Source organism: Microbacterium resistens (genome assembly GCF_031456305.1).
GTDB lineage: Bacteria > Actinomycetota > Actinomycetes > Actinomycetales > Microbacteriaceae > Microbacterium > Microbacterium resistens_A.
Genome location: NZ_JAVDUM010000009.1, coordinates 48942 through 69588 on the forward strand (window position 1 = coordinate 48942; position 20647 = coordinate 69588).

Genomic DNA, 20647 nt, shown 5'->3' on the forward strand with positions numbered 1-20647 from the left:
AAGACAACTTTCCTACCAGTGGTAAGACTTAATATCTACCATTGGACGGTTTTGGACGCAAGAAGATCTCAGCCTCGGGGACACAAAAAAGACGGAGGGCGGATGCCGAAGCATCCGCCCTCCGTCTTACGTCTTCCGATCAGGAAGCGAGGACCTCGTCCAGCAGGGTCCCTGCCTTCTCCTCGTCGGTCTTCTCGGCCAGAGCGAGCTCGGACGTGAGGATCTGCCGGGCCTTGGCGAGCATGCGCTTCTCCCCGGCCGACAGACCGCGGTCCTGATCGCGGCGCCACAGGTCGCGGACGACCTCGCTGACCTTGATGACGTCGCCCGAGGCGAGCTTCTCCAGATTGGCCTTGTAACGTCGCGACCAGTTGGTCGGCTCCTCGGTGAACGGCGCGCGCAGCACCTCGAACACGCGGTCGAGGCCCTCCTTGCCGATCACGTCTCGGACGCCCACCAGGTCGACGTTCTCCGCCGGGACCTCGATGATGAGGTCTCCCTGCGTGACGTTGAGCTTCAGGTATTTCTTCGTCTCGCCCCGGATCACGCGGTCCTTGACCTCGATGATCGTCGCGGCGCCGTGATGCGGATAGACGACGGTCTCGCCAACCTCAAAAAGCATAAAGTCGTGTCCTTTCGGCAATCTCCAGGATACCACACGAAGCATGCACTAAGGTTTGCCGAGCACTTCCCCGGCACCCCTCGCGGCGCCGCCCGTCGCCGGCGTCCCTGGCAGCGCGCGCGGAAGCCCTAGACTGGTGCCGGACCATCACGTCGCATCCCAGGAGGACCCGTGAAATCGCGCCTTGCTGCGTCTCTCGCCATCACCGCCGCCGTCATCGTCGGCACCTCCGGCTGCGCGATGATCGCGCCCCAGGCGACGACGATCCAATACTCGGCCTCGGACGGCGTGAACGTCTCCGGCTCCGGCCCCGTCGTCGTGCGCAACGCCTTCATCGTCGCCAATGAGGAGGGCACGGCGGGCAACCTCGTCGCCGGCCTCGTCAACGAGAGCGACAAGGGCGTGACCCTGACGGTCCAGGCCGAGGGCGTGCCCTCGCAGACCCTCGACCTCGGCGCGGGGAAGACGATGAGCCTCGGCGGCGACGAGCACAAGCCGCTACGCCTCGACGGCACCGACTTCACACCCGGCGCCACGGTCGGTGTGTACTTCCAGTCCGACGACGAGAAGGGCGTGCTGGCGCAGGTGCCCGTGCTCGACGGCACCCTCCCCTACTACGCCGGCCTCGTTCCGAGCAAGAGCGCTCCCCCGACGCCGACGCCCACCGCGACGCCGTCGTCCACGACGGCTCCCACCCCGGCGCCCACCGAGACCCCGGCTCCCTGATCTCGGCCCATGATCTCGGCCCCCTGACCAGGGCCTGATACGCCGGAAGCCCGCACCTCCACGGTGCGGGCTTCCGGTGTATCAGGGTGTCGTCGTCCGCACTCAGGCCTCGAACCGGTAGCCGAGCCCGCGCACGGTCACGAGCATCACCGGCTCGCCGGGGCTGACCTCGATCCGGGACCGGATCCGCTTGATGTGCACATCGAGCGTCTTGGTGTCCCCGAAGTAGTCGCTCCCCCACACCCGGTCGATCAGCTGGCCACGCGTGAGCACGCGCCCGGCGTTGCGCATGAGGACCTCGAGGAGCTCGAACTCCTTCAGCGGCATGTTGATCACCGCTCCGTCCACGGCGACCGTGTGCCGGTCGATGTCGAGGGTCACCCGCCCGCCGTCGAGCACCCGCTCGTCGAGCTCGCTCTCGGACTGCTGCACACGGCGCAGCACCGCCCGCATCCGGGCGAGCAGCTCGCGCGAGGAGTACGGCTTGGTGACGTAGTCGTCGGCGCCGAGCTCCAGGCCCACCACGATGTCCACCTCCGAGTCCTTCGCGGTGAGCATGATGATCGGGACGGTCGAGGTCGCGCGGATCTGCCGGCACACCTCGGTGCCCGGCATGCCGGGCAGCATCAGGTCCAGCAGCACCACGTCGGCGCCACCCTCACGGAACGCGGCGAGCGCCGACGGGCCGTCCTCGGCGATCTCCACCTCGTACCCCTCACGGCGCAGCAGGTAGGCGAGCGGGTCGGCGAGGTCGGGCTCGTCCTCGACGAGAAGAATGCGGGTCATACGTGCTCTTCCGGATCGGTGCGGCCCGGCACGGGTTCCGGGACCGCGGTCGTGGAGCGCGCGGTGCCGAGGCGCGAGGCCTTGCGCACGGCGCGCTTCTTCTTGTCCTTCTTCTTTTTCCTCTTCGCATCGGCGGTCTCGGCGTCGGGCGCCGGGATCTGCGGAAGCCTCATCGTGAACGTGGAGCCCCGGCCGGGTCGCGACCACAGCCGCACCTCGCCGCCGTGGCGCTGGGTCGCGTGCTTGACGATCGAGAGGCCGAGACCGGTCCCGCCCGTGCGCCGGGAGCGCGCCTCGTCGGCGCGGTAGAAGCGCTCGAAGATCCGCTCCCGATCCGCCTCCTCGATCCCGATCCCCTGGTCGGTCACGGAGATCTCCACGACCTCGCCATCGACCTTGACCCCGACGCCGACGCGCGAGCCCCGCGAGGAGTAGACGATCGCGTTGGCGACGAGGTTGCCGACCGCCTCGATGAGGATCTGCGCATCGCCGCGCACCCAGGCGCCGCGGTCACCACCGCGGAAGAGCTCCACGCCCGCCGAGTCCGCCTGCACGGCGTGCGCCTCGACCGAGGCTGTCACGACCTCGTCGATCGCGACCGCGCCCATCTCCCCGAGGCCGTCGGAGGCCTGGAGGCGGGAGAGGCTCATGATCCGGCCGGTCAGCTGCCCGAGGCGGGCGGCCTCCGCCAGGATCCGGCTCGCGAAGGCGCGCACCTGATCGGGGTCGTCCGCTGCGGACTCGATCGCCTCGGCGAGAAGGCTCACCGCCCCCACCGGCGTCTTCAGCTCGTGACTGGTGTTGGCCACGAAGTCGTTGCGCATCTGATCCAGACGCTCCTGCTCCGTGACGTCGCGGATGATCAGCAATCCCAGCCGGGGGCCGATCATGCTCGCGCGCGCCGAGACCAGACGGGGATCCAGGTTCAGCCCGCCGCGCGTCAGCCGGAGCGCCACGGTCTCCGACCCGCCGTCGCGGACGGAGCGGACGAGCTGGCGCAGCTCCGGGTTCTCCAGGGTCGATCCGACCGTGATCCCGAACCGGGCGGCGGGCATCGACGCCGCGGTGACGAGCCCCGACGAGTCGACGGCGCACGCGGCGTCGTCCATCCCGGCCAGGACCGCCGTCAGCCCCTCGGGGAGCGCGCTCGAAGTCTGCACCTGAGCTGCCCGCCGGGCGCGGAGCGCAGCGACGATCATCGCCGCGACGCCCGCGCCGATGGCCACTCCCAACGCCAGCGCGAGCAGCGCGAGCAGGGTGCTGTTCATGACCTCCAGCGTAGAGGTCGTTCACGCCGCCGTCCGGCGGGTTTGCGACTCCCTCCGGGGCCTCCGAACTACTATTCACGTGCGCGGCACCGTCCGTTAACCTTCGGCGAAGAGAATCGCCGCATGTGTGCCGGGGGCTTTCCCGACGCACCCCGCTCGGCCGCCGAGCCCTCCGAACGAGAAAGGTTCGCCCCCATGCGCGAAGTCTTCCATCAGTCCCTCGAGGATGTGCAGTCGCGGCTCGTCGAGATCGCCGAGCTCGTGACCATCGCCATCGACAAGGCGACCCGTTCGTTCGCGACCAGCGACGTGAGCCTGGCCGAGGAGGTCATCGCCGACGACGCCCACATCGACGAGCGCGCGATCGCCCTCGACGAGCTCGCGATCGAGATCCTCGCCCGCCAGCAGCCGGTCGCCCGCGACCTCCGCATCGTCGTGACCGCGCTCCGCGTGAGTGCATCGATCGAGCGCATGGGCGACATGGCCGAGCACATCGCCCAGCTCGCGCGCTACCGGTTCCCGGAGCGCGCCGTCCCGAAGGGCCTCAAGGGCACCTTCACCAAGATGGGCGAGCTGGACGTGGAGATCTCCCGGACTCTCACCGAGCTGCTCCGCACGCAGGACCTTCGTCTGGCCGACACGATCCGCAACACGGACGACGACATCGACGAGCTGCACGCGAGCGTGTTCGAGAAGGTGCTCAGCGACACGTGGAAGGGCGAGGCGACGGCGACGGTCGACGCGACCCTCGCGAGCCGGTACCACGAGCGCTTCGCGGACCACGCCGTCTCGGTCGCCAAGAAGGTCGTCTATCTCGCCACCGGCGACTGGCAGGCCGACACCGACACCATCGACATCGCGATCGACGCGCAGGCGCAGCTCGACGAGGCCTGAGCGCCCGACGCGAAAGAGGAGGGGCGGATGCGCGATGCATCCGCCCCTCCTCTTTCGCGCGTGCTACTTCTTGCCCTGCGCGGCGACCGCGGCGGCTCCCGCGGCAGCGGCCTCCGGGTCGAGGTAGCGTCCGGGGCCGAGCGGGCGGTTGTCCTCGTCCAGCTCGTAGACGAGCGGGATGCCCGTGGGGATGTTCAGCTCGGCGATGTCGTCGTCGCCGATGCCCTCCAGGTGCTTCACGAGGCCGCGGAGGGAGTTCCCGTGCGCGGTGACCAGAACGGTCTTGCCCGCCTCGAGGTCCGGGACGATCGCGCTCTCCCAGTAGGGCAGCAGGCGATCGATCACGAGCTTGAGCGACTCGGTGCGCGGCACCTCGCCGTCGATGCCGGTGTAGCGGGCGTCGCCGACCTGGCTGAACTCGCTGTCGTCGTCGAGGGGCGGCGGCGGGACGTCGAAGGAGCGCCGCCACAGCTGGAACTGCTCGGGGCCGAACTCCTCCAGCGTCTGGGCCTTGTCCTTGCCCTGGAGCGCACCGTAGTGACGCTCGTTGAGGCGCCAGGAGCGCGTCACGGGGATCCACAGGCGGTCGGCCGCGTCGAGGGCGATGTCGGCGGTCTGGATCGCCCTGCTGAGGAGGGAGGTGTGGAGCACGTCGGGGAGGATGCCGGACTCGGCGAGGAGCTCGCCGCCGCGGCGGGCCTCGCCCTTGCCCTGGTCGGTGAGCCGGACGTCGACCCATCCGGTGAAGAGGTTGAGCTGGTTCCACTCGCTCTGGCCGTGGCGGAGGAGGATCAGGGTGCGTGGTTCTGCCATGCCCTCAGCCTAGGACCTCGGGCCCCTCGTTCCCCCGCGATCCGGTACCCCTGTTACACGGCCGCCCGGTTGTCCTGTGCCGACCGGATCGCGGCCCGGTTGCACGACCGGATCACGGATGCACGATGAGATCGGGCATCCGGTCGTGCAACCGTGCCCGGGTCGTGCGTGTGCACCGGAACGACATCGCGCCTTCCCACGCCGCCCCCGCGTCAGGCGACATAGCAGACGCATAGGCAACGCATAGCGATCGGGAGGGTCGGCGGGGCATCGTGGTCCCACGACCCGAGACAGAAGTCGAAGACAGGAGACGCCATGACCCGGATACCCGAACCCATCCAGACGCCCGAGGGCCCGGCCTACGAGGGACGACTCCTCGACCGCCCGGAGGAGGAGGTCGTCGATCAGGGGGCCCCGTTCGACATCCGCACGATCCTCACCCGACGTCGCGTGCTGGGGCTGGTCGGTCTCGGTGCGGGCGCCGCGGTGCTCGCGGCCTGCACACCGGCGGGGGCGTCGTCCGCCCCATCGGCGAGCGCCTCTCCGTCCGCAACACCCTCCCCGACCGCGTCGCCGTCCTCGACCTCCGCAGCCCTTCCGGCCGGCGAGATCCCTGACGAGACGGCCGGCCCCTACCCCGGAGACGGCTCGAACGGGCCGGATGTGCTGGAGCAGTCGGGGATCGTCCGCAGCGACATCCGCTCCAGCCTCGACGGCTCGGCGACGGCCCAGGGCGTGCCGCTCACGTTCGAGCTCACGGTCCTCGACACGGCCAACGGCGACGTCCCGTTCGCCGGGGTCGCCGTCTATGCGTGGCACTGCACCGCGAAGGGCGAGTACTCGATGTACTCCAGCGGGCTGGAGGACGTCACCTACCTCCGCGGCGTGCAGGTGGCGGACGCGGCGGGGACGGTGAGATTCACCTCGATCTTCCCCGGCTGCTACTCGGGCCGCTGGCCGCACATCCATTTCGAGGTGTATCCGGACGCCTCCGCCATCGCGGATCCGGCGAACGCGATCTCGACCTCGCAGCTCGCCCTCCCGGAGACCGCCTGCTCCGCGGTCTACGCGACCAGCGGATACGACGGCTCCGCGCAGAACCTGGGCGGCACGTCGCTCGCCTCGGACAACGTCTTCGGCGACGACGGCGGCGCGCTGCAGCTCGCAACCGTGAGCGGTGACACGTCCAGCGGCTACCGCGCCGCGCTCACCGTCCGCGTCGACACCAGGACCGCTCCCGCCGCCGGCGGCGCGCCGGGTGCCCCCGGCGGCCAGGGCGGAGCGCCCGGCGCTCCGCCGTCCCGCTGATCCGCACGGGGCCGTCCCGACCCTCCCCACCCGATCCTCCTGACCTGTCCAACTCGACCAGGGACAGTTGCAGGGAGTAAGCACGGATGCAGGACGAAGTCATCAGATTCCGACCTGCATCCGTGCTCGCGTCCTGCAACTGTGCCCGGCGACCACGACCGGCGCCGGCGACCGCGACCCCCGACCGGAGCCCGGAGTCCGGGATCCGCGGCCGTGCGGCAGGATGGAGGGATGGCGCCCGCTCCCCTCGGCCACCCCACGCGGGGTACCACCGGGACGAACCGCCTCCGTCGCAACGACCGCTGGATCGCGGCGAGCACCGCCTTCCGGCGGGCGGAGGATCCCCTCGTCGTCGATCTCGGGTTCGGCGCGAGCGGGGTGACGGCCTTCGAGCTGGCGGCGCGCCTGGTCCGGGTCCGCGCCGACGCCGAGGTGCTCGGCCTAGAGCTCGACCCCGAACGCGTGGCCACCGCCCGACGCCAGCTGGAGGAGGTGCGCGCCGGGGTCCGTCCGTTCCCCGCCGATCTGCCCGTGGCCTTCGCCCGCGGCGGGTTCGAGGTCCCCCTCCCCGATGCCCGGCGGCCCGCGGTGATCCGCGCCATGAACGTCCTCCGGCAGTACGACGAGGACGACGTCCCGGCGGCCTGGCGGACGATGTCCGCCCGCCTCGCCCCCGGCGGGCTCGTGATCGAGGGCACGTGCGATGAGATCGGGAGGATCGCCAGCTGGGTGGATGTGGATCCCACCGGGACGCCGCAGCGCTTCACGCTCTCGCTCCGGCTCGCCGACGTCGAGCGCCCCTCGATCGTGGCCGAGCGGCTGCCGAAGGCCCTCATCCACCGCAACGTGCCCGGTGAGCGGATCCACGCGCTGCTGACGGACCTGGATCGTGAATGGGAACGGGCGGCCACCCTGTCGGCTTTCGGCGCGACCCAGCGCTTCCTCGGCGCCGTGACGGCCCTCCGCGGCCAGGGCTGGCCCGTGCAGGGCGGTCGGACGCGCTGGCGGCTGGGCGAGCTCACCGTCCCCTGGGACGCCGTTGCGCCGCGCTGAGCCGTCGCGCTGAGCCGTCGCGCCCGTGTCGGCCGGTTCAGCCCGTGGGGAACTCCGCGCCGAGGAGGCGGAGGAGGGGCGCCGCCTTCACGACGGTCTCGCGGTACTCGTCCTCCGGATCGGAGAGCGCGACGATCGCGCCGCCGACGCCGTACGCCGCCCCGCGGGGCGACACGACGAGGGTCCGGATGACCACGCTGAGGTCGACGGAGCCGTCCAGGGCGAAGCGGCCGATCGCCCCGCTGTACACGCCCCGTGGCGCACCCTCCAGCTCGTCGATGATGGTCATCGTGCGCAGCTTCGGCGCCCCCGTCATCGACCCGGGCGGGAACGCGGCGCGGACGCAGGCGACGGGGGTGGCATCGGCGCGCAGACGTGAGCGCACCGTGCTGACCAGCTGGTGCACGGTGGCGTAGCTCTCCACGCGGAAGAGCCCGTCGACGTGCACCGAGCCGATCTCCGCCGTCCGTCCGAGATCGTGCCGGACGAGGTCGACGATCATCAGGTTCTCGGAGCGGTCCTTCTCGGCCGCGGCGAGCTCGGCACGGATCGCCGCGTCCTCCGTCCCGTCCCGTCCGCGGGGCCGCGTTCCCTTGATCGGGCTGGACTCGACGTCCCCCTCGGCCGAGATGCGCAGGAACCGCTCCGGCGACGTGCTGAGCACGCTCACTCCGCCCAGGCGCAGGAAGGCGCCGAACGGTGCGGGGTTCTGCGCGCGGAGGAGCAGGTAGGCCGCCAGCGGATCGAACGCGTCATCGATGCCGACGTCGATCGTGTTCGTGAGGCAGACCTCGTAGGTCTCGCCCGCCGCGATCCGCTCCTGGCACTCGCGGATCAGGGCGAGGTACTCGGGCCTCGAGTGCCGCGCACGCAGGGACGGCGCCGAGGCCGCCGGTCTCAGAGCTGCCCCCACCCCGGTCATGGGCGAATCGGTCATGAGTGAGTCGAGTGCGGCTGAATCGAGTGCAGACGTGTCGATCGCGGTGATCGCCTTCACCGTCCGCTCCAGCCAGTCCTCGGCGTCGCGGTCCCCGGAGGCCGGCGCGCCCGCCTCCTCCGGGACGAGGGCCAGGAGGTGGATGCGCGCCTCCTCGTGATCGACGACCAGCGCACGATCCAGGAAGAGCAGCGCCGCATCGGGCGTCTCCGACCGACGGGCCCCGGACGATCCGCACTCCGCGCGCAGCTCGTACCCCAGCCAGCCCACCCACCCGAGCGCACCAGGGAGGGGACTGTCGACCGGGCCGTCGATCGGGGCGATGCGGTGGGCGTCGAGCTCGTCCTCCAGCCAGTCGAAGAAGCCGGTCCGGAGCGTCCGCTCACTCCCCCACTCGTGCAGCGTCACCGTGTGCGCGACGACGTCCGCGGTCGCGATCCTCGCCTCGGCGTCGTTCGCGCCGCCCATGATCGAGAATCGGGAGCGGGCATCCCCCGGGCGGTTGCCGTCCAGCCAGACCGCATGGTCGTGCCCGCTCCACAGCGCGTCGAAGAGCGTGGCGGCATCCGTGCGGAGCGGCAGCTCCCTCCGCAGCACCCGGCCCGAACCGCCCGACCGGTCCACACGAGCCGGGGAGTCCACACCAGCCGGAGCGTCCGCACGAGCCGAAGCGCGCACAGAGACGTCCGCCGGCGCGCGCTCGACGATCGGCGCGCCTCGCGCTCCCGTGTCGCGCCGTTCCTCGATGAGCGCGACGAAGTTCTCCAGGATCCGGGTTCCGTGCGGGGAGGCGATCGACTCCGGATGGAACTGCACGCCCCACTGCGGACGCTCCCGATGCCGCAGGGCCATGACAACACCGTCATCGGCCGCGACCGCCGTCACCGCGAGCGCATCGGGCACGTCATCGACCATGAGCGAGTGGTAGCGCACCATCTCGACCGGTGAGGGGATCCCCCGGAACAGCCCCTCCCCGTCGTGCAGGATCGCCGAGGTCCGCCCGTGCCTCGGCTCGGGGGCCCGAACGACCTCGGCGCCGTAGGCGGCGGCCAGTCCCTGATGCCCGAGGCACACGCCGAGAAGAGGCACGGCGGAGCTGCGGATCACCTCGGCGCAGATCCCGAAGTCCGCGGGGACCCGGGGATCCCCCGGCCCCGGCGAGATGACGATGCCGTCGTAGTCGTCGAGGCGCGCGAGCACCTCGACCGCGTCGTTGCGCACGACGGTCGGCGGGGTCCCCGTCACCTGCGCGAGCTGGTGGAAGAGGTTGTAGGTGAAGGAGTCGTCGTTGTCGATCAGCAGCGTGCGGATCGGGCGTCGCGGATCAGGCGACATCCGTCAGCCGTTGCGCGGATCCGGTGCGGAGGGCCGGCGGGACAGGCGGGTGAGCCGCGGGACGTCGGCCGTCGATCCGGCGTCGGCCGGCACGATGACCTCCTGCGCAGCCGCGATGTCGGCCTCCGGGGTGCGGACGACGACGTCGCCGACGGGGGCACGGCGCGAGAGGATCGCCAGGGCGATCGGGCCGAGCTCGTGGTGGCGTGCCGCGGAGGTGACGTGCCCGACCTCGGCGTCGTCGGCGATCACGGGCGAGCCGGGCTCCGGCAGCACGTTCTCCGTGCCGTCCAGGTGGAGCGCGGCGAGCCGCCGGGGCGGATGGCCGAGGAAGTGGACCTTCGCGACGGTCTCCTGCCCGCGGTAGCAGCCCTTGTCCAGGTGCACGGCGCTGCGGATCCAGTCGGTCTCATGGGGGATGGAGCGGTCATCGACCTCGGCGGCCCACCGCGGACGCCACGCGGCGATCCGCAGCGCCTCCGCCGCGAGCGCGCCCGCCCACTCCGCCTCGGCCGTCGCGGCGACGGCGTCCGCCAGGGCGGCGGCACCCGCCGCGTCGACGACGACGCTCCGCCAGCGGAACGCAGCCCCGGGGTGCTCGTCGCCGAGGTGGTACTGATGCCCGCCCGGCTGCACCTCCGGCCACGGGTCGGTCCAGGCGACCGCGATGCCCTGCGGCGCGAGGGCGGCGGCGAGCGCGAGCTCCTCCGCCTTCCCCCCGGCGAAGAACCCGACCGCAGCGAGGTCGTCCCGCACCGCGACGGAGACGTCGGCGCGGAAGACCATCCGCCGCAGCCAGGCCGCGAGGCCCGCCGCATCGGCCGCGTCCGCGATCAGCCAGGTCGATGAGCCGTCGTCGAAGACGGCGGCGACGTGCTCCACCCGACCCTGCGGATCGAGCACGAGCAGTTCGGTGCTCTCGCCCGCCCGGAGCCGGGCGACGGACTGGGAGGTGATCGAGTCCAGCCAGGTGAGCCGGTCGGAGCCCGCGAGCTCGATCACGACGCGATCGCCGAGCGGCGAGAGGCCCCGTCCGCCCTCCAGCGCACGCTGCTCGCGGAACGGGTCGCCGAGATGCGCGATCACGAAACTGTCCATCACCGCACTGTCCATCACCGCACTGTCCAGCACGGCACTGTCCAGCACGGCGCCGGGGAGGGAGCGGAAGGCGTCCATCGTCGTCAGACCCGTGCCAGGCGCGCGGAGGCGTGCGAGCGGAGCTCGGTGCCGAGGGCGGCGATGTCCCACGCCCACAGCAGATGGCCGTCGACCAGGCCGTACATGCGCGACGCCGCACCGTAGACCTTGGTGCCGGCGGCACGCACCACGGCATCGGTGGCGATGTCGATGCGCGGCCCGTTCACCTGGCCGAGGTACAGCTCCATGATCCCGTCCGAGTGCGCGAGCGCCACCTCGATCGGGAAGCCGGCTCCCGGGACGCGGAGCTCCTCCACGTCGTCCGCCGTGCGCGGGGCCGCAGCAGGCGTCGCCGGCGGCAGGAGCGCGGGACCTGCGTCCTCGGCACCCGCCGGCCGCGACAGACGCCAGAAGCCGGTCTCGGCCACGAGCGGGACCGGGGCCCCGCCCTCCGGGAGGTGCACGGCGGTGGCCGAGTAGTTCAGGAACGGCCCGCCGTCATGGCTGAAGCTCACGCGATGCGTGAACTCGCCCTGGTAATGGTGGCCATCGGCCTCGTAGTCGATGACGCCGGTGCCCTCCCAGACTCCCAGGAGCCAGGAGAGCGGCGCGATGTCCGCGGGCAGGTCGGTGGGGAGGTCCAGCATGCGACGCCTCTCGGTCGGGCGGACGCCGCTCAGCGCTGGCCGCGGAAGAGGTTCACGAGCACGACGCCCGCGCAGAAGGCGATCGCCAGTCCCGCGAGGCCGAGAAGGCCGACGAAGAAGAGTTCGAGCGCGACGAGGTCCATGCCGTCCACTCTATCGCCTCACACGGCGAAGAGCGCCCCGACCCCGAAGCCGACCGACACGACGCCCATCGCCAGCAGCGCGCCCAGCGCGCCCGTGGCGACGCGGAGGATGAACCCCCTGGCCTCGGCGCGGGCCAGCTGCACCGCGAAGGAGACGAGCACGCAGAGGCCGAAGCCGATGATGAACCAGGTCATCATCGAAGCGGGCGGCGCGATGATCCCGATCGCGACGGCGACCACCAGGCCCGTCGCCCACGTCGCGATCAATCCCCACAGCGGAGGGCGCGGAGCGAGGGCCGGATCGGTCATGCATCCCATTGTGACCCATTGCGCTCGCTATCATGGTGCGCACGAAAGGATCTCGATTGGCCCTTCTGCTGGTACTGACCTCCTCCCCCACCACGGAGCCGGTCCTGCCCGCCCTCGAGCTGCTCGGCCATCGGATCCGGACGATCCCCGCCGAGCCCGCCGAGCTCGTCACCGCCCCCGACGCGGACGCGGTGATCGTGGACGGACGCGTCGACCTCATCGGCGCGAAGTCGCTCTGCTCCCTCATCCGCACCACCGGGCTGCGCGGGCCGCTGCTGCTCGTGGTCACCGAGGGCGGGCTCAGCGCCGTCAGCGGTGACTGGCGGATCGACGACGTCCTGCTCACCACGGCGGGGCCCGCCGAGATCGAGGCCCGGATCCGGCTCGCCGTCGCCCGGGAGTCCGAGTCCGACGAGCCGGTGCGCATCCAGACCTCCGGGCTCACGATCGACGAGCAGTCCTACTCCGCGAAGCTCCACGGGCGTCCGCTCGACCTGACGTACAAGGAGTTCCAGCTGCTGCACTTCCTCGCCACGCACCCCTCGCGGGTGTTCACCCGCGAGCAGCTGCTGAGCGAGGTCTGGGGCTACGACTACTTCGGCGGCACCCGCACCGTCGACGTGCACGTCCGGCGCCTCCGCGCGAAGCTCGGCGACCAGGAGCAGATCATCGGCACCGTGCGCAACGTCGGCTACCGGTTCAACGCGGACGAGGACGAGCAGCGGACGGCCGGGCGCGGGGTCCGATGACCCGCGCCGGGACATGGTGCGACTCCCGTTCACTCCGGCGTCACCCGGCGATGCTTAGATGTACCCCATGATCGATCCAGCACTGTCCGACTCCGGTCTCGGCGACGCCGAGGATGACGACTTCGACACGGTCCTCGGCGCCGAGGACTCGCTCCTCCCCGACAACCGCTACCTCGACAGGGAGCTGAGCTGGCTCGCGTTCAACCAGCGCGTGCTCGAGCTCGCGGAGGACGAGACGCAGCCGGTGCTGGAGCGGGCGAACTTCCTGGCGATCTTCGCCAGCAACCTCGACGAGTTCTTCATGGTCCGCGTGGCGGGCCTCAAGCGCCGCATCATCACCGGGCTCGCCGTGCCGACCAACGTGGGCCGGTCCTCGGCCGACGTCCTCGCCGACATCTCCGCCGAGGCGCACCTCCTCCAGCTGCGGCATGCGGCGGCGTGGACCGAGGCCGTGCGCCCCGCCCTCGCGACGGCCGGCATCGAGCTCGCCGACTGGTCCGACCTCGGCGAGGACGAGCGCGAAGGGCTGACCGAGTACTTCCAGCTGAACGTGTTCCCAGTGCTGATGCCGCTCGCGGTCGACCCCGCCCACCCGTTCCCCTACATCTCGGGCCTCTCGCTGAACCTCGCGATCCGCATCCGCAACGCGCGCACCGGCCGCCAGGACTTCGCCCGGCTGAAGGTCCCGCCCATGCTGCCGCGGTTCATCGCCGTGCCCCGCAGCACCGGGGCGATTCGCTACATCCGCCTCGAGGAGCTCATCGCCAACCACCTCGGCGACCTGTTCCCCGGCATGGAGGTCCTGGACCACCACGCCTTCCGCCTCACCCGTAACGAGGACGTGGCGATCGAGGAGGACGAGTCGGAGAACCTGATCCAGGCGCTGGAGGCGGAGCTGCTCCGCCGCCGGTTCGGTCCGCCGATCCGGCTGGAGATCACCGACGACATGGACGACGTGACGCTCGACCTCCTGATCAAGGAGCTCGACATCACCGACCAGGAGGTCTACCGCCTCCCCGGCCCGCTGGACCTGCGCGGGCTCTTCGACCTGTCCAGGATCGATCGCCCCGACCTGCACTACAAGCCGCACCTCCCCACCACCGCGGTGGCCTTCCAGCCCGGCGACAACAACGAGCGCGCCGACTTCTTCAAGGCCATCCGCAAGGCCGACGTCCTGGTGCACCACCCTTATGAGTCCTTCGCGACCAGCGTGCAGGCCTTCCTGGAGCAGGCCGCCCGCGACCCGCAGGTGCTCGCCATCAAGCAGACCCTCTACCGCACCTCGGGCGACAGCCCGATCGTGCAGGCGTTGATCGATGCGGCCGAGGCGGGCAAGCAGGTGCTCGCCCTGGTCGAGGTGAAGGCCCGCTTCGACGAGGCCAACAACATCGTGTGGGCCCGGAAGCTCGAGAAGGCCGGCGTGCACGTGGTCTACGGCCTCGTCGGCCTGAAGACGCACTGCAAGCTCGCCCTGGTCATCCGCCAGGAGGAGGGGACCCTCCGGCACTACTCGCACGTGGGGACCGGCAACTACAACCCCAAGACCAGCCGCCTGTACGAGGACCTCGGCCTGTTCACCTCCGACCCGCAGGTCGGCAAGGACCTGACCCGCCTGTTCAACGAGCTGTCCGGCTACGCGATCGAGAAGAAGTTCAAGCGTCTGCTCGTCGCCCCCCTGCACCTGCGGAAGGGCCTCCTCCGCCACATCGAGAAGGAGCGCCAGAACGCGCTGGCGGGCAAACAGGGGCACATCAGGATCAAGGTCAACTCGATGGTCGACGAGGAGATCATCGACGCGCTGTACCGCGCGAGCGTCGCGGGCGTGAAGGTGGAGGTGTTCGTCCGCGGCATCTGCAGCCTGCGCGCGGACCTGCCGGGCATCAGCGACAACATCACGGTCCGGAGCATCCTCGGCCGCTATCTGGAGCACTCCCGGATCTTCGCCTTCCACAACGACGGCGACCCGCAGGTGTTCATCGGCAGCGCCGACATGATGCACCGCAACCTGGACCGCCGCGTGGAGGCGCTCGTGCGGGTGTCCGCGCCGGAGCACGTCCAGGAGCTGCTGGCCTTCTTCGACCTCGCCATGGCCCCGACGACCTCGTCGTGGCACCTCGGGGAGGGCGGTGTTTGGACGCGCCACTCCGTGGATGACGCGGGCACCGCGCTCGTTGACCTGCAAGATAAGACCATGATCCAGATCCAGCGGCGGCGACGCCCGCGAACGGCGCGATGAGTTCAGCGCGCGGCGAGAACCACGCCGTCTACGCCGCCGGCGGGCTCGTCTGGCGTCTCGTGGACGGAAAGGTCCGCGTCCTCCTCATCCATCGCACGAAGTACCGGGACGTCACACTGCCCAAGGGCAAGGTCGACCCGGGCGAGACGCTGGCCGAGACCGCGGTGCGCGAGATCTTCGAGGAGACCGGGATCCGCGTGCGGCTCGGCGTACCCGTCGGCGTCTCGCGGTACCGGATGGCCAACGGCAAGCAGAAGATCGTGCACTACTGGGCCGCGGAGGCGCGGCCTGCGGCGATCCGCGACTCGGCCTTCGTGCCGAACCGTGAGATCGCCGCGATCGAGTGGATGACTCTCCGGAAGGCCCGCGAGCGCCTCAGCTATCCGGTGGACGTGGAGATCCTCGACGCCTTCGAGCAGCTGCTCGCCGACGGCGTCCAGCGCACCGTCCCGCTGATCGTCCTCCGGCACGCCAAGGCCACAGCCCGCTCGGACTGGGAGGGCTCGGACGCCTCCCGCCCGTTGACCCCGCGCGGACAGGCGCAGGCCGAGTCGATCGTCGGCCCGCTCCGCGCCTTCGGCGTGCGCCGGATCGTCACCAGCGACGCCGTGCGGTGCGTGCAGACCGTCGCGCCGCTCGCCCGCGCCATCGGCCGGACGCCGGTGGAGACCCCGCTGCTCAGCCAGGACGCCTGGGAGGAGGGGCTCTCGGATCCGCGCAGCGTCGTCGGCAAGAGGGTCCGCTCCGGGAAGCCGGCGGTGCTGTGCAGCCACGGCCCCGTCCTCCCGGACATCCTCCGCGAGGTCGCCCTGGCGACCGGGACGCTCCACGGCTCGTATCTCAGCAGCGCCTCCGCCCTCGACGTCGCCGCCTTCAGCGTGGTGCATCTGTCGGCGGGCAATCCCGGTTCGGGCATCATCTCGATCGAGACCCACGACCCGCGCGTCTAGGTGGGCCCGGCCCGGGATCGGTACCGTAAGCACCTTGGAGGTGCACTCGCATGAGAGCCATCACTCGCCTGGCGACCCCGTGGTATCGACGCGGTTCCCGCCACGTGGGGAGCGGCCCCGGCACTGCGGGTTCAACGGCCGCGACAGCGATCCTCGACCACGGCTCTCCGGCGATAGCCGGCTTGGTCGCCGGTTCCCGAAAAGCTGCGCAGTCGGATGATCCGGTGACGATCCTTGCGGCCGCTCACGCAGCCATCCGTGACGGCGTGCGTGCCGTGTACGCCCTCGAAGAGCGGACCCCCGCGTCACACACGCTTGAACGCGGCTTCGGATCGTGCAGTCAGCGGCTCGCGATCCTCGAGAGCGTGGCACGCGCGATCGGGGTGCCCACGAGGGTTCGTGCGCTGCTGATCGACCGGTCGTTCTGGTACCCGAGGTTTCCACGCCTGGGCTTCACTCTCCCCGACCGCATGCTGCTGGCGTGGCCGGAGTTCCGCATCGACGACTGGCGCCCGGCCGCAGAGCTGTTCGGCCCGCTGGGATGTCGCGGCGGTGGCGGCTTCAGCAACCACGGCAGCGAGACGCTCTTCGAAGCAGTCGGCCGTTGCGCCATCGACTGGGACGGCAAATCCGGGGACGATGCCTACGACCTCTCACGGTTCGTCAGCGTCGACTTCGGCTACTTCGCCGATCGGGACGAAGCCTTTGCGCGACGTGGCCAGACCCTCTGCGCGCCCGTCCGGGCCGTCGCAGACGTTGTGCTCCGGCGCGTCGCGGCGTGACACGGGCAGAAGTCGAGCGGTCATGAGCAGCGGGGAGCATCGAAGCCGTGCGCCCCGATGATCCGTATCGCCTCGTCGGACCGGAGGAACGCGAGCACATCGAGAGCCTCGGCGCAGGCCGTCGTGGTGACGGCCACAGCACCGGCGAACACCGTGTCGATCGCGCAGTCCGCGGGGAGCACCCCGAGGGTCCGGACGCCCGGCTGCCCGATGAGCTCGCTGCGCTGCTGGAACCCGAGGTCGGCCTCTCCCCGGGCCAGAAGCTGCGCGACCGGAACACCGGGACGCGCCTGGACCAGTCGGTGGCGCAGCTCGTCGCCGAGACCCCAGTCCTCCAGCATCCGGACGAGCGCGGTCCCGCTCGGACCCGTCGAGTAGCCGATCCGGGGCGCCGCCCGCAGAGCGGCGCGAAGGGCCGCGGCATCGGCGAACGCGACGAGGCCGGAATCGGCACCGGAACCGGGGACAGAACCTGGACCTGCGGGCACCGCCGCGACGACCGACGACACCATCAGCGGGGTGAGGGACGAGGCGTGCACGTGCCCCTCGCCGGCAAGCGCTCCCAGAGCGTCCTCGGCGAGGAGGACCAGATCGAACGGCTCGCCCTCGATCACGCGCTGAGCAGCACTCACTCCCCCGACGGATTCGAGCCGGACCGCGGGAAGCCCGCGGTCCGCGGCGGCGGCCAGGAGCTCCCCCAGCACGTGCCGGGTCGCCATGGAGGAGACGGCCCTCATCCGAGCTGGTCCTGAAGCGCCCCGAGCACCCGGTAGCAGTCGATCACCTGGCGGATGGACGAGTCGGGCTCCCGCCCCTCACGGATCGCCGAGACGAACTCCCGGTCCTGCAGCTCGATGCCGTTGAGACTGGCCGCGACCCCCGACACGTCGACGACCTCGTCCCGCCCCGTGACGAGCTCGTCGTAGCGCGCGATGTAGGTGCCGGTGTCGCCGATGTAGCGGAAGAACGTCCCGAACGGCCCGTCGTTGTTGAAGGACAGGGACAGGGTGCAGATCGCGCCGGACACGCTCTTGAGCTGGATCGACATGTCCAGCGCGATGCCCAGCACCGGATCGATCGGCCCCTGCATCGCGTTGGCCTGCACGATCTCCCCCGCCTGGTACGCGAACAGGTCGACCGTGTGGGCGGCATGGTGCCAGAGCAGATGGTCCGTCCACGAACGCGGCTCGCCCTTGGCGTTCGTGTTCGTCCTCCGGAGGAAGTAGGTCTGCACGTCCATCTGCTGCACCGCGAAGTCGCCGGCGACGATCCGTCGGTGCAGCAGCTGGTGCGAGGGGTTGAACCGTCGGGTGTGCCCGACCATCACGACGCGATCGGAGGCGGAGGCGACGGCGAGCGTCTCCTCGGCGTCCGCCAACGAGTCGGCGAGGGGGATCTCGACCTGCACATGCTTGCCGGCGGCGAGCGCCGCCTGGGTCTGTGCCGCATGCAGGCCCGTGGGGGTCGCGAGGATCAGCGCATCCACATCGTCGCGCTCCAGCACGGCGTCGAATCCGACCACGGCGTTCGCCACGCCGTACCTCTCGGCCACCGCCCGGGTCGGCTCGGCCCTCGTGCCGCTCACGACGGTCACCTCGGCGTCCGGGATGTTCGCCAGGCCGTCCAGGTGCTTCATCCCGAAGGCCCCGGCGGCGCCGACGACGGCGATCCGGACTTTGTCGCTCATGAGCCCGCCTTCGATGCGGACTCCGACGGTCCTTGCCTGTTGTCCAGCACGAGATGTCCGACCGCGGTGTTCGATGCGGGCACGTGGTAGAAGCGGTGCTCGACCGTCGGGGCTTCTCCCCCGAACTGATCGTCCATCGCACCGCGGGCGATGAGCCAGTCCACCAGTTCGATCCCTTCGGAGCCGGCCTCGTCGACATACTCCATGTGCGGCCACTCCGTGAGCCCCAGCGGGTCGGCGATGAGGTGATCGAGGAAGGCGTTGTCCCATTCCTCGTTGATGAGACCGGCGCGCGGCCCCTGCAGCTGGTGGCTCATGCCGCCGGTGCCCCAGATCTGAACGTCGAGCTCCTCGCCGTCCCACTTGTCGATCGCCCGCCGCAGAGCGCGTCCCAGCTCGTAGCAGCGGCGCCCCGAGGGCACCGGGTACTGCACCACGTTCACGGCCAACGGGATGACCTTGCACGGCCACTCGTCGACATCGCCGAAGACGAGCGAGAGCGGGACCGTGAGGCCGTGGTCGACGACCATCTCGTTGACGAGGGTGAGATCGAAGTCGTCCTGGATCACGGACTGCGCGAGGTGGGCGGCGAACTCCGGATACCCCTTCACATCGGGCACCGGCCGCGGCCCGTAGCCCTCGTCGGCGACCGGATAGTCCGCCCCCGTCCCGAGGACGAAGGTGGGGATGATGGACGAGTCGAACGCGGTGGCATGGTCGTTGTAGACCAGGATGACGACGTCCGGCGTGTTCTCCTTCGCCCACCGCCGTGTCCACTCGTAGCCGGCGAAGACCTTCTTCCAGTACGGCTCCTCGGTCTTGCCCAGGTCCATCGCGGCGCCGATCGCCGGTACGTGGGAGGTGAAGAGCGCCGAGGTGAAGGTCGCGGGTGCGTCCTTCCGCATGGCGTCGGCGTCCTCGCCGGGAACGGGCGGCACCCATCCGTCGAGGTCCTTGAGGCGGTTCCCTTCCGGACGACGCCCTCCGCCGACCATCATGTCCCGGTACGCGGCCTCCGACATCCCGGTCATGGAGCCGGCCATCTGCTGGAAGCTCAGGCCGTGCGTCGCCCCGATCTTGCTCAGGAAGTAGATGTTGCCGCCCTCGCGGATGCACGCGTTCAGGTCGAGGTCGAGCACCGCCTGACGCTGCACCGGTGTGAGCGGCCATTCGTCGAGGTAGGCCTCGCGGTCGGCGAGATAGCGCTCGCGGTTCTCCGGCTTCATCAGGGACATCGAGAACTGGTTGAGGTGGTACCCCACCCGCGCCTGGTCCGCATCGAAGATCGTCGTCCCCGGAACGTCCCGGTAGGGCTTGTCGAGTGCCATGTCATTCTCCTTCTTGCCAGTAGAGGCGGCGGGGGTTGTCCACGAGCAGCTTCCGCTGCAGCGCGGCGGTCGTCGCGATCTGGGGGATGTAGTCGACGAGGGAGCCGTCGTCGGGCATGTGGTCCTTGAGGTTCGGATGCGGCCAGTCCGTCCCCCACAGCACGCGGTCGGGGAACTCCTCGACCACGCGGCGCGCGAACGGGACGACGTCCGCATAGGCGTGCTGCTCCCCGCCGAGGGCGGGCGGCCCGGCGACGCTGAGCCGCTCCGGGCAGGTGACCTTCGACCAGATGTGCGGGTTCTCCCGCAGGAGCCGCAGGAACAGCTCGAACTCCGGACCGTCCGAATCCTTGGTCACGTCGGGTCGTCCCATGTGGTCCACGACCACGACCGTGGGGATGGCTGAGAGGAAGTCGTAGAGCTCCGGCAGGTCGGCCGCCTCGAAGTAGACGACGACGTGCCACCCCCACGGGGCGATCCTCCGGACGATGTCGTCGAGCGCCTCGGCGGGCGCACGGTCGACGAGACGCTTGACGAAGTTGAACCGCACTCCGCGCACTCCGGCGTCGTGCAGCTGCGCGAGCTGCTCGTCAGTGACGTCGCCGCGGACGGTCGCGACGCCGCGCGCGCGCCCGCCGCTGCGGCGCAGCGCGTCGACCAGCGCCCGGTTGTCGGCGCCGTGACAGGTCGCCTGGACGATGACGCTGCGGTCGAAGCCGAGACGGTCGCGCAGCGCGAAGAGCTGATCCGCGGAGGCGTCGCACGGCGTGTACTTGCGCTCCGGCGCGTAGGGGAACTGCTCTCCGGGCCCGAAGACGTGGCAGTGCGCGTCGACGGAGCCCTCCGGCAGCCGGAACGCCGGGATGCGAGGGCCGTCGTACCAGTCCAGCCAGCCGGGCGACTTCTCGAAGCCGCCCGTCGTCTGCCCGTGTGCCAT

Annotated in this window: 20 protein-coding genes; 8 read left to right on the forward strand and 12 right to left on the reverse strand. The window is 70.6% G+C overall.

The genetic code is table 11. The annotated features are described in order from the left end of the window. Positions 1 to 139: 139 nt before the first annotated feature. Positions 140 to 622 carry a CarD family transcriptional regulator gene (locus J2Y69_RS10845; RefSeq protein ID WP_310020508.1) on the reverse strand — a complete coding sequence of 161 codons (483 nt, stop codon included), beginning with the start codon at positions 620 to 622 and terminating at the stop codon, positions 140 to 142. A 171-nt stretch (positions 623 to 793) separates the two neighbouring features. On the opposite strand from J2Y69_RS10845, the gene J2Y69_RS10850 reads away from it, so the two are divergent. Then, entirely contained in the window at positions 794 to 1348 is a 555-nt protein-coding gene (locus J2Y69_RS10850) for a DNA modification methylase (RefSeq protein WP_310020509.1), read from the forward strand. Positions 1349 to 1450: 102 nt separating this feature from the next. On the opposite strand, the gene J2Y69_RS10855 is transcribed toward J2Y69_RS10850, so the two are convergent. After that, positions 1451 to 2134: a response regulator transcription factor gene (locus tag J2Y69_RS10855; protein WP_310020511.1), complete on the reverse strand. Its 684-nt coding sequence runs from the start codon at positions 2132 to 2134 to the stop codon at positions 1451 to 1453. Further along, positions 2131 to 3402, reverse strand: a complete 1272-nt coding sequence (locus J2Y69_RS10860) for a sensor histidine kinase (protein WP_310020514.1) — start codon at positions 3400 to 3402, stop codon at positions 2131 to 2133. Before J2Y69_RS10860 ends, J2Y69_RS10855 begins: the two co-directional genes overlap by 4 nt. A 195-nt stretch (positions 3403 to 3597) precedes the next feature. On the opposite strand from J2Y69_RS10860, the gene phoU reads away from it, so the two are divergent. After that, complete coding sequence (gene phoU / locus J2Y69_RS10865) at positions 3598 to 4296, forward strand: phosphate signaling complex protein PhoU (protein WP_310020516.1); 699 nt, start codon at positions 3598 to 3600, stop codon at positions 4294 to 4296. A 63-nt stretch (positions 4297 to 4359) separates the two neighbouring features. Here the strand turns inward: phoU and J2Y69_RS10870 are convergent, their stop codons facing one another. Continuing rightward, positions 4360 to 5109 (reverse strand): phosphoglyceromutase, encoded by a 750-nt coding sequence (locus J2Y69_RS10870; RefSeq protein WP_310020517.1) that lies wholly within the window; start codon positions 5107 to 5109, stop codon positions 4360 to 4362. Between the two features lie 315 nt (positions 5110 to 5424). Between J2Y69_RS10870 and J2Y69_RS10875 the strand changes: the two genes are divergently transcribed. Both J2Y69_RS10875 and J2Y69_RS10880 read left to right on the forward strand, forming a co-directional pair. Then, positions 5425 to 6417: an intradiol ring-cleavage dioxygenase gene (locus J2Y69_RS10875; RefSeq protein WP_310020519.1), complete on the forward strand. Its 993-nt coding sequence runs from the start codon at positions 5425 to 5427 to the stop codon at positions 6415 to 6417. 231 nt (positions 6418 to 6648) lie between these two features. Then, positions 6649 to 7470: a class I SAM-dependent methyltransferase gene (locus J2Y69_RS10880; RefSeq protein WP_310020521.1), complete on the forward strand. Its 822-nt coding sequence runs from the start codon at positions 6649 to 6651 to the stop codon at positions 7468 to 7470. 37 nt (positions 7471 to 7507) lie between these two features. On the opposite strand, the gene pabB is transcribed toward J2Y69_RS10880, so the two are convergent. The 4 genes from pabB to J2Y69_RS10900 form a co-directional block, all read right to left on the reverse strand. Further along, positions 7508 to 9742, reverse strand: a complete 2235-nt coding sequence (pabB, locus tag J2Y69_RS10885) for an aminodeoxychorismate synthase component I (RefSeq protein ID WP_310020523.1) — start codon at positions 9740 to 9742, stop codon at positions 7508 to 7510. Between the two features lie 3 nt (positions 9743 to 9745). Then, positions 9746 to 10918: a CAF17-like 4Fe-4S cluster assembly/insertion protein YgfZ gene (gene ygfZ / locus J2Y69_RS10890; RefSeq protein WP_396653086.1), complete on the reverse strand. Its 1173-nt coding sequence runs from the start codon at positions 10916 to 10918 to the stop codon at positions 9746 to 9748. A 5-nt stretch (positions 10919 to 10923) separates the two neighbouring features. Continuing rightward, the gene (locus J2Y69_RS10895; protein WP_310020525.1) at positions 10924 to 11526 is read right to left on the reverse strand and encodes a nitrobindin family protein; all 603 of its coding nucleotides are present in this window, start codon (positions 11524 to 11526) and stop codon (positions 10924 to 10926) included. Between the two features lie 161 nt (positions 11527 to 11687). Further along, positions 11688 to 11978, reverse strand: coding sequence for a hypothetical protein (locus tag J2Y69_RS10900; protein ID WP_310020527.1), 291 nt, complete (start codon positions 11976 to 11978; stop codon positions 11688 to 11690). A gap of 56 nt (positions 11979 to 12034) precedes the next feature. Between J2Y69_RS10900 and J2Y69_RS10905 the strand changes: the two genes are divergently transcribed. The 4 genes from J2Y69_RS10905 (at position 12035) to J2Y69_RS10920 (ending at position 16695) form a co-directional block, all read left to right on the forward strand. After that, the gene (locus tag J2Y69_RS10905; protein ID WP_310020529.1) at positions 12035 to 12727 is read left to right on the forward strand and encodes a winged helix-turn-helix transcriptional regulator; all 693 of its coding nucleotides are present in this window, start codon (positions 12035 to 12037) and stop codon (positions 12725 to 12727) included. 67 nt (positions 12728 to 12794) lie between these two features. Then, complete coding sequence (locus J2Y69_RS10910; RefSeq protein WP_310020530.1) at positions 12795 to 14963, forward strand: RNA degradosome polyphosphate kinase; 2169 nt, start codon at positions 12795 to 12797, stop codon at positions 14961 to 14963. Then, entirely contained in the window at positions 14960 to 15913 is a 954-nt protein-coding gene (locus tag J2Y69_RS10915; protein ID WP_310020533.1) for an NUDIX hydrolase, read from the forward strand. Before J2Y69_RS10910 ends, J2Y69_RS10915 begins: the two co-directional genes overlap by 4 nt. Positions 15914 to 16095: 182 nt before the next feature. Next, on the forward strand, positions 16096 to 16695 hold the full coding sequence (locus J2Y69_RS10920; protein WP_310020535.1) for a transglutaminase domain-containing protein: 600 nt from the start codon (positions 16096 to 16098) through the stop codon (positions 16693 to 16695). 20 nt (positions 16696 to 16715) lie between these two features. Here J2Y69_RS10920 and J2Y69_RS10925 read toward each other — a convergent pair whose 3' ends face one another. The 4 genes from J2Y69_RS10925 to J2Y69_RS10940 are packed head-to-tail and all read right to left on the reverse strand — an operon-like array spanning position 16716 to position 20647. Next, on the reverse strand, positions 16716 to 17432 hold the full coding sequence (locus J2Y69_RS10925) for a substrate-binding domain-containing protein (protein ID WP_310020537.1): 717 nt from the start codon (positions 17430 to 17432) through the stop codon (positions 16716 to 16718). Continuing rightward, positions 17429 to 18382, reverse strand: a complete 954-nt coding sequence (locus J2Y69_RS10930) for a Gfo/Idh/MocA family oxidoreductase (RefSeq protein ID WP_310020539.1) — start codon at positions 18380 to 18382, stop codon at positions 17429 to 17431. Before J2Y69_RS10930 ends, J2Y69_RS10925 begins: the two co-directional genes overlap by 4 nt. After that, positions 18379 to 19710, reverse strand: coding sequence for a protocatechuate 4,5-dioxygenase subunit alpha/beta (locus J2Y69_RS10935; RefSeq protein ID WP_310020541.1), 1332 nt, complete (start codon positions 19708 to 19710; stop codon positions 18379 to 18381). The genes J2Y69_RS10930 and J2Y69_RS10935 overlap by 4 nt, the downstream gene beginning before the upstream one ends. A gap of 1 nt (position 19711) precedes the next feature. Then, positions 19712 to 20647, reverse strand: a complete 936-nt coding sequence (locus tag J2Y69_RS10940) for an amidohydrolase family protein (RefSeq protein WP_310020543.1) — start codon at positions 20645 to 20647, stop codon at positions 19712 to 19714.

What these genes read in the sequence shown, in the direction of transcription:
- J2Y69_RS10880 (WP_310020521.1), top strand. Translation starts at nt 6,649, where the DNA reads ATGGCGCCCGCTCCCCTCGGCCACCCCACGCGGGGTACCACCGGGACG.
- J2Y69_RS10855 (WP_310020511.1), bottom strand. Translation starts at nt 2,134, where the DNA reads ATGACCCGCATTCTTCTCGTCGAGGACGAGCCCGACCTCGCCGACCCG.
- J2Y69_RS10935 (WP_310020541.1), bottom strand. Translation starts at nt 19,710, where the DNA reads ATGGCACTCGACAAGCCCTACCGGGACGTTCCGGGGACGACGATCTTC.
- J2Y69_RS10870 (WP_310020517.1), bottom strand. Translation starts at nt 5,109, where the DNA reads ATGGCAGAACCACGCACCCTGATCCTCCTCCGCCACGGCCAGAGCGAG.
- ygfZ (WP_396653086.1), bottom strand. Translation starts at nt 10,918, where the DNA reads ATGGACGCCTTCCGCTCCCTCCCCGGCGCCGTGCTGGACAGTGCCGTG.
- J2Y69_RS10875 (WP_310020519.1), top strand. Translation starts at nt 5,425, where the DNA reads ATGACCCGGATACCCGAACCCATCCAGACGCCCGAGGGCCCGGCCTAC.
- J2Y69_RS10940 (WP_310020543.1), bottom strand. Translation starts at nt 20,647, where the DNA reads ATGGCACACGGGCAGACGACGGGCGGCTTCGAGAAGTCGCCCGGCTGG.
- J2Y69_RS10910 (WP_310020530.1), top strand. Translation starts at nt 12,795, where the DNA reads ATGATCGATCCAGCACTGTCCGACTCCGGTCTCGGCGACGCCGAGGAT.
- J2Y69_RS10860 (WP_310020514.1), bottom strand. Translation starts at nt 3,402, where the DNA reads ATGAACAGCACCCTGCTCGCGCTGCTCGCGCTGGCGTTGGGAGTGGCC.
- J2Y69_RS10930 (WP_310020539.1), bottom strand. Translation starts at nt 18,382, where the DNA reads ATGAGCGACAAAGTCCGGATCGCCGTCGTCGGCGCCGCCGGGGCCTTC.
- J2Y69_RS10845 (WP_310020508.1), bottom strand. Translation starts at nt 622, where the DNA reads ATGCTTTTTGAGGTTGGCGAGACCGTCGTCTATCCGCATCACGGCGCC.
- J2Y69_RS10915 (WP_310020533.1), top strand. Translation starts at nt 14,960, where the DNA reads ATGAGTTCAGCGCGCGGCGAGAACCACGCCGTCTACGCCGCCGGCGGG.
- phoU (WP_310020516.1), top strand. Translation starts at nt 3,598, where the DNA reads ATGCGCGAAGTCTTCCATCAGTCCCTCGAGGATGTGCAGTCGCGGCTC.
- J2Y69_RS10895 (WP_310020525.1), bottom strand. Translation starts at nt 11,526, where the DNA reads ATGCTGGACCTCCCCACCGACCTGCCCGCGGACATCGCGCCGCTCTCC.
- J2Y69_RS10925 (WP_310020537.1), bottom strand. Translation starts at nt 17,432, where the DNA reads ATGAGGGCCGTCTCCTCCATGGCGACCCGGCACGTGCTGGGGGAGCTC.
- J2Y69_RS10900 (WP_310020527.1), bottom strand. Translation starts at nt 11,978, where the DNA reads ATGACCGATCCGGCCCTCGCTCCGCGCCCTCCGCTGTGGGGATTGATC.
- pabB (WP_310020523.1), bottom strand. Translation starts at nt 9,742, where the DNA reads ATGTCGCCTGATCCGCGACGCCCGATCCGCACGCTGCTGATCGACAAC.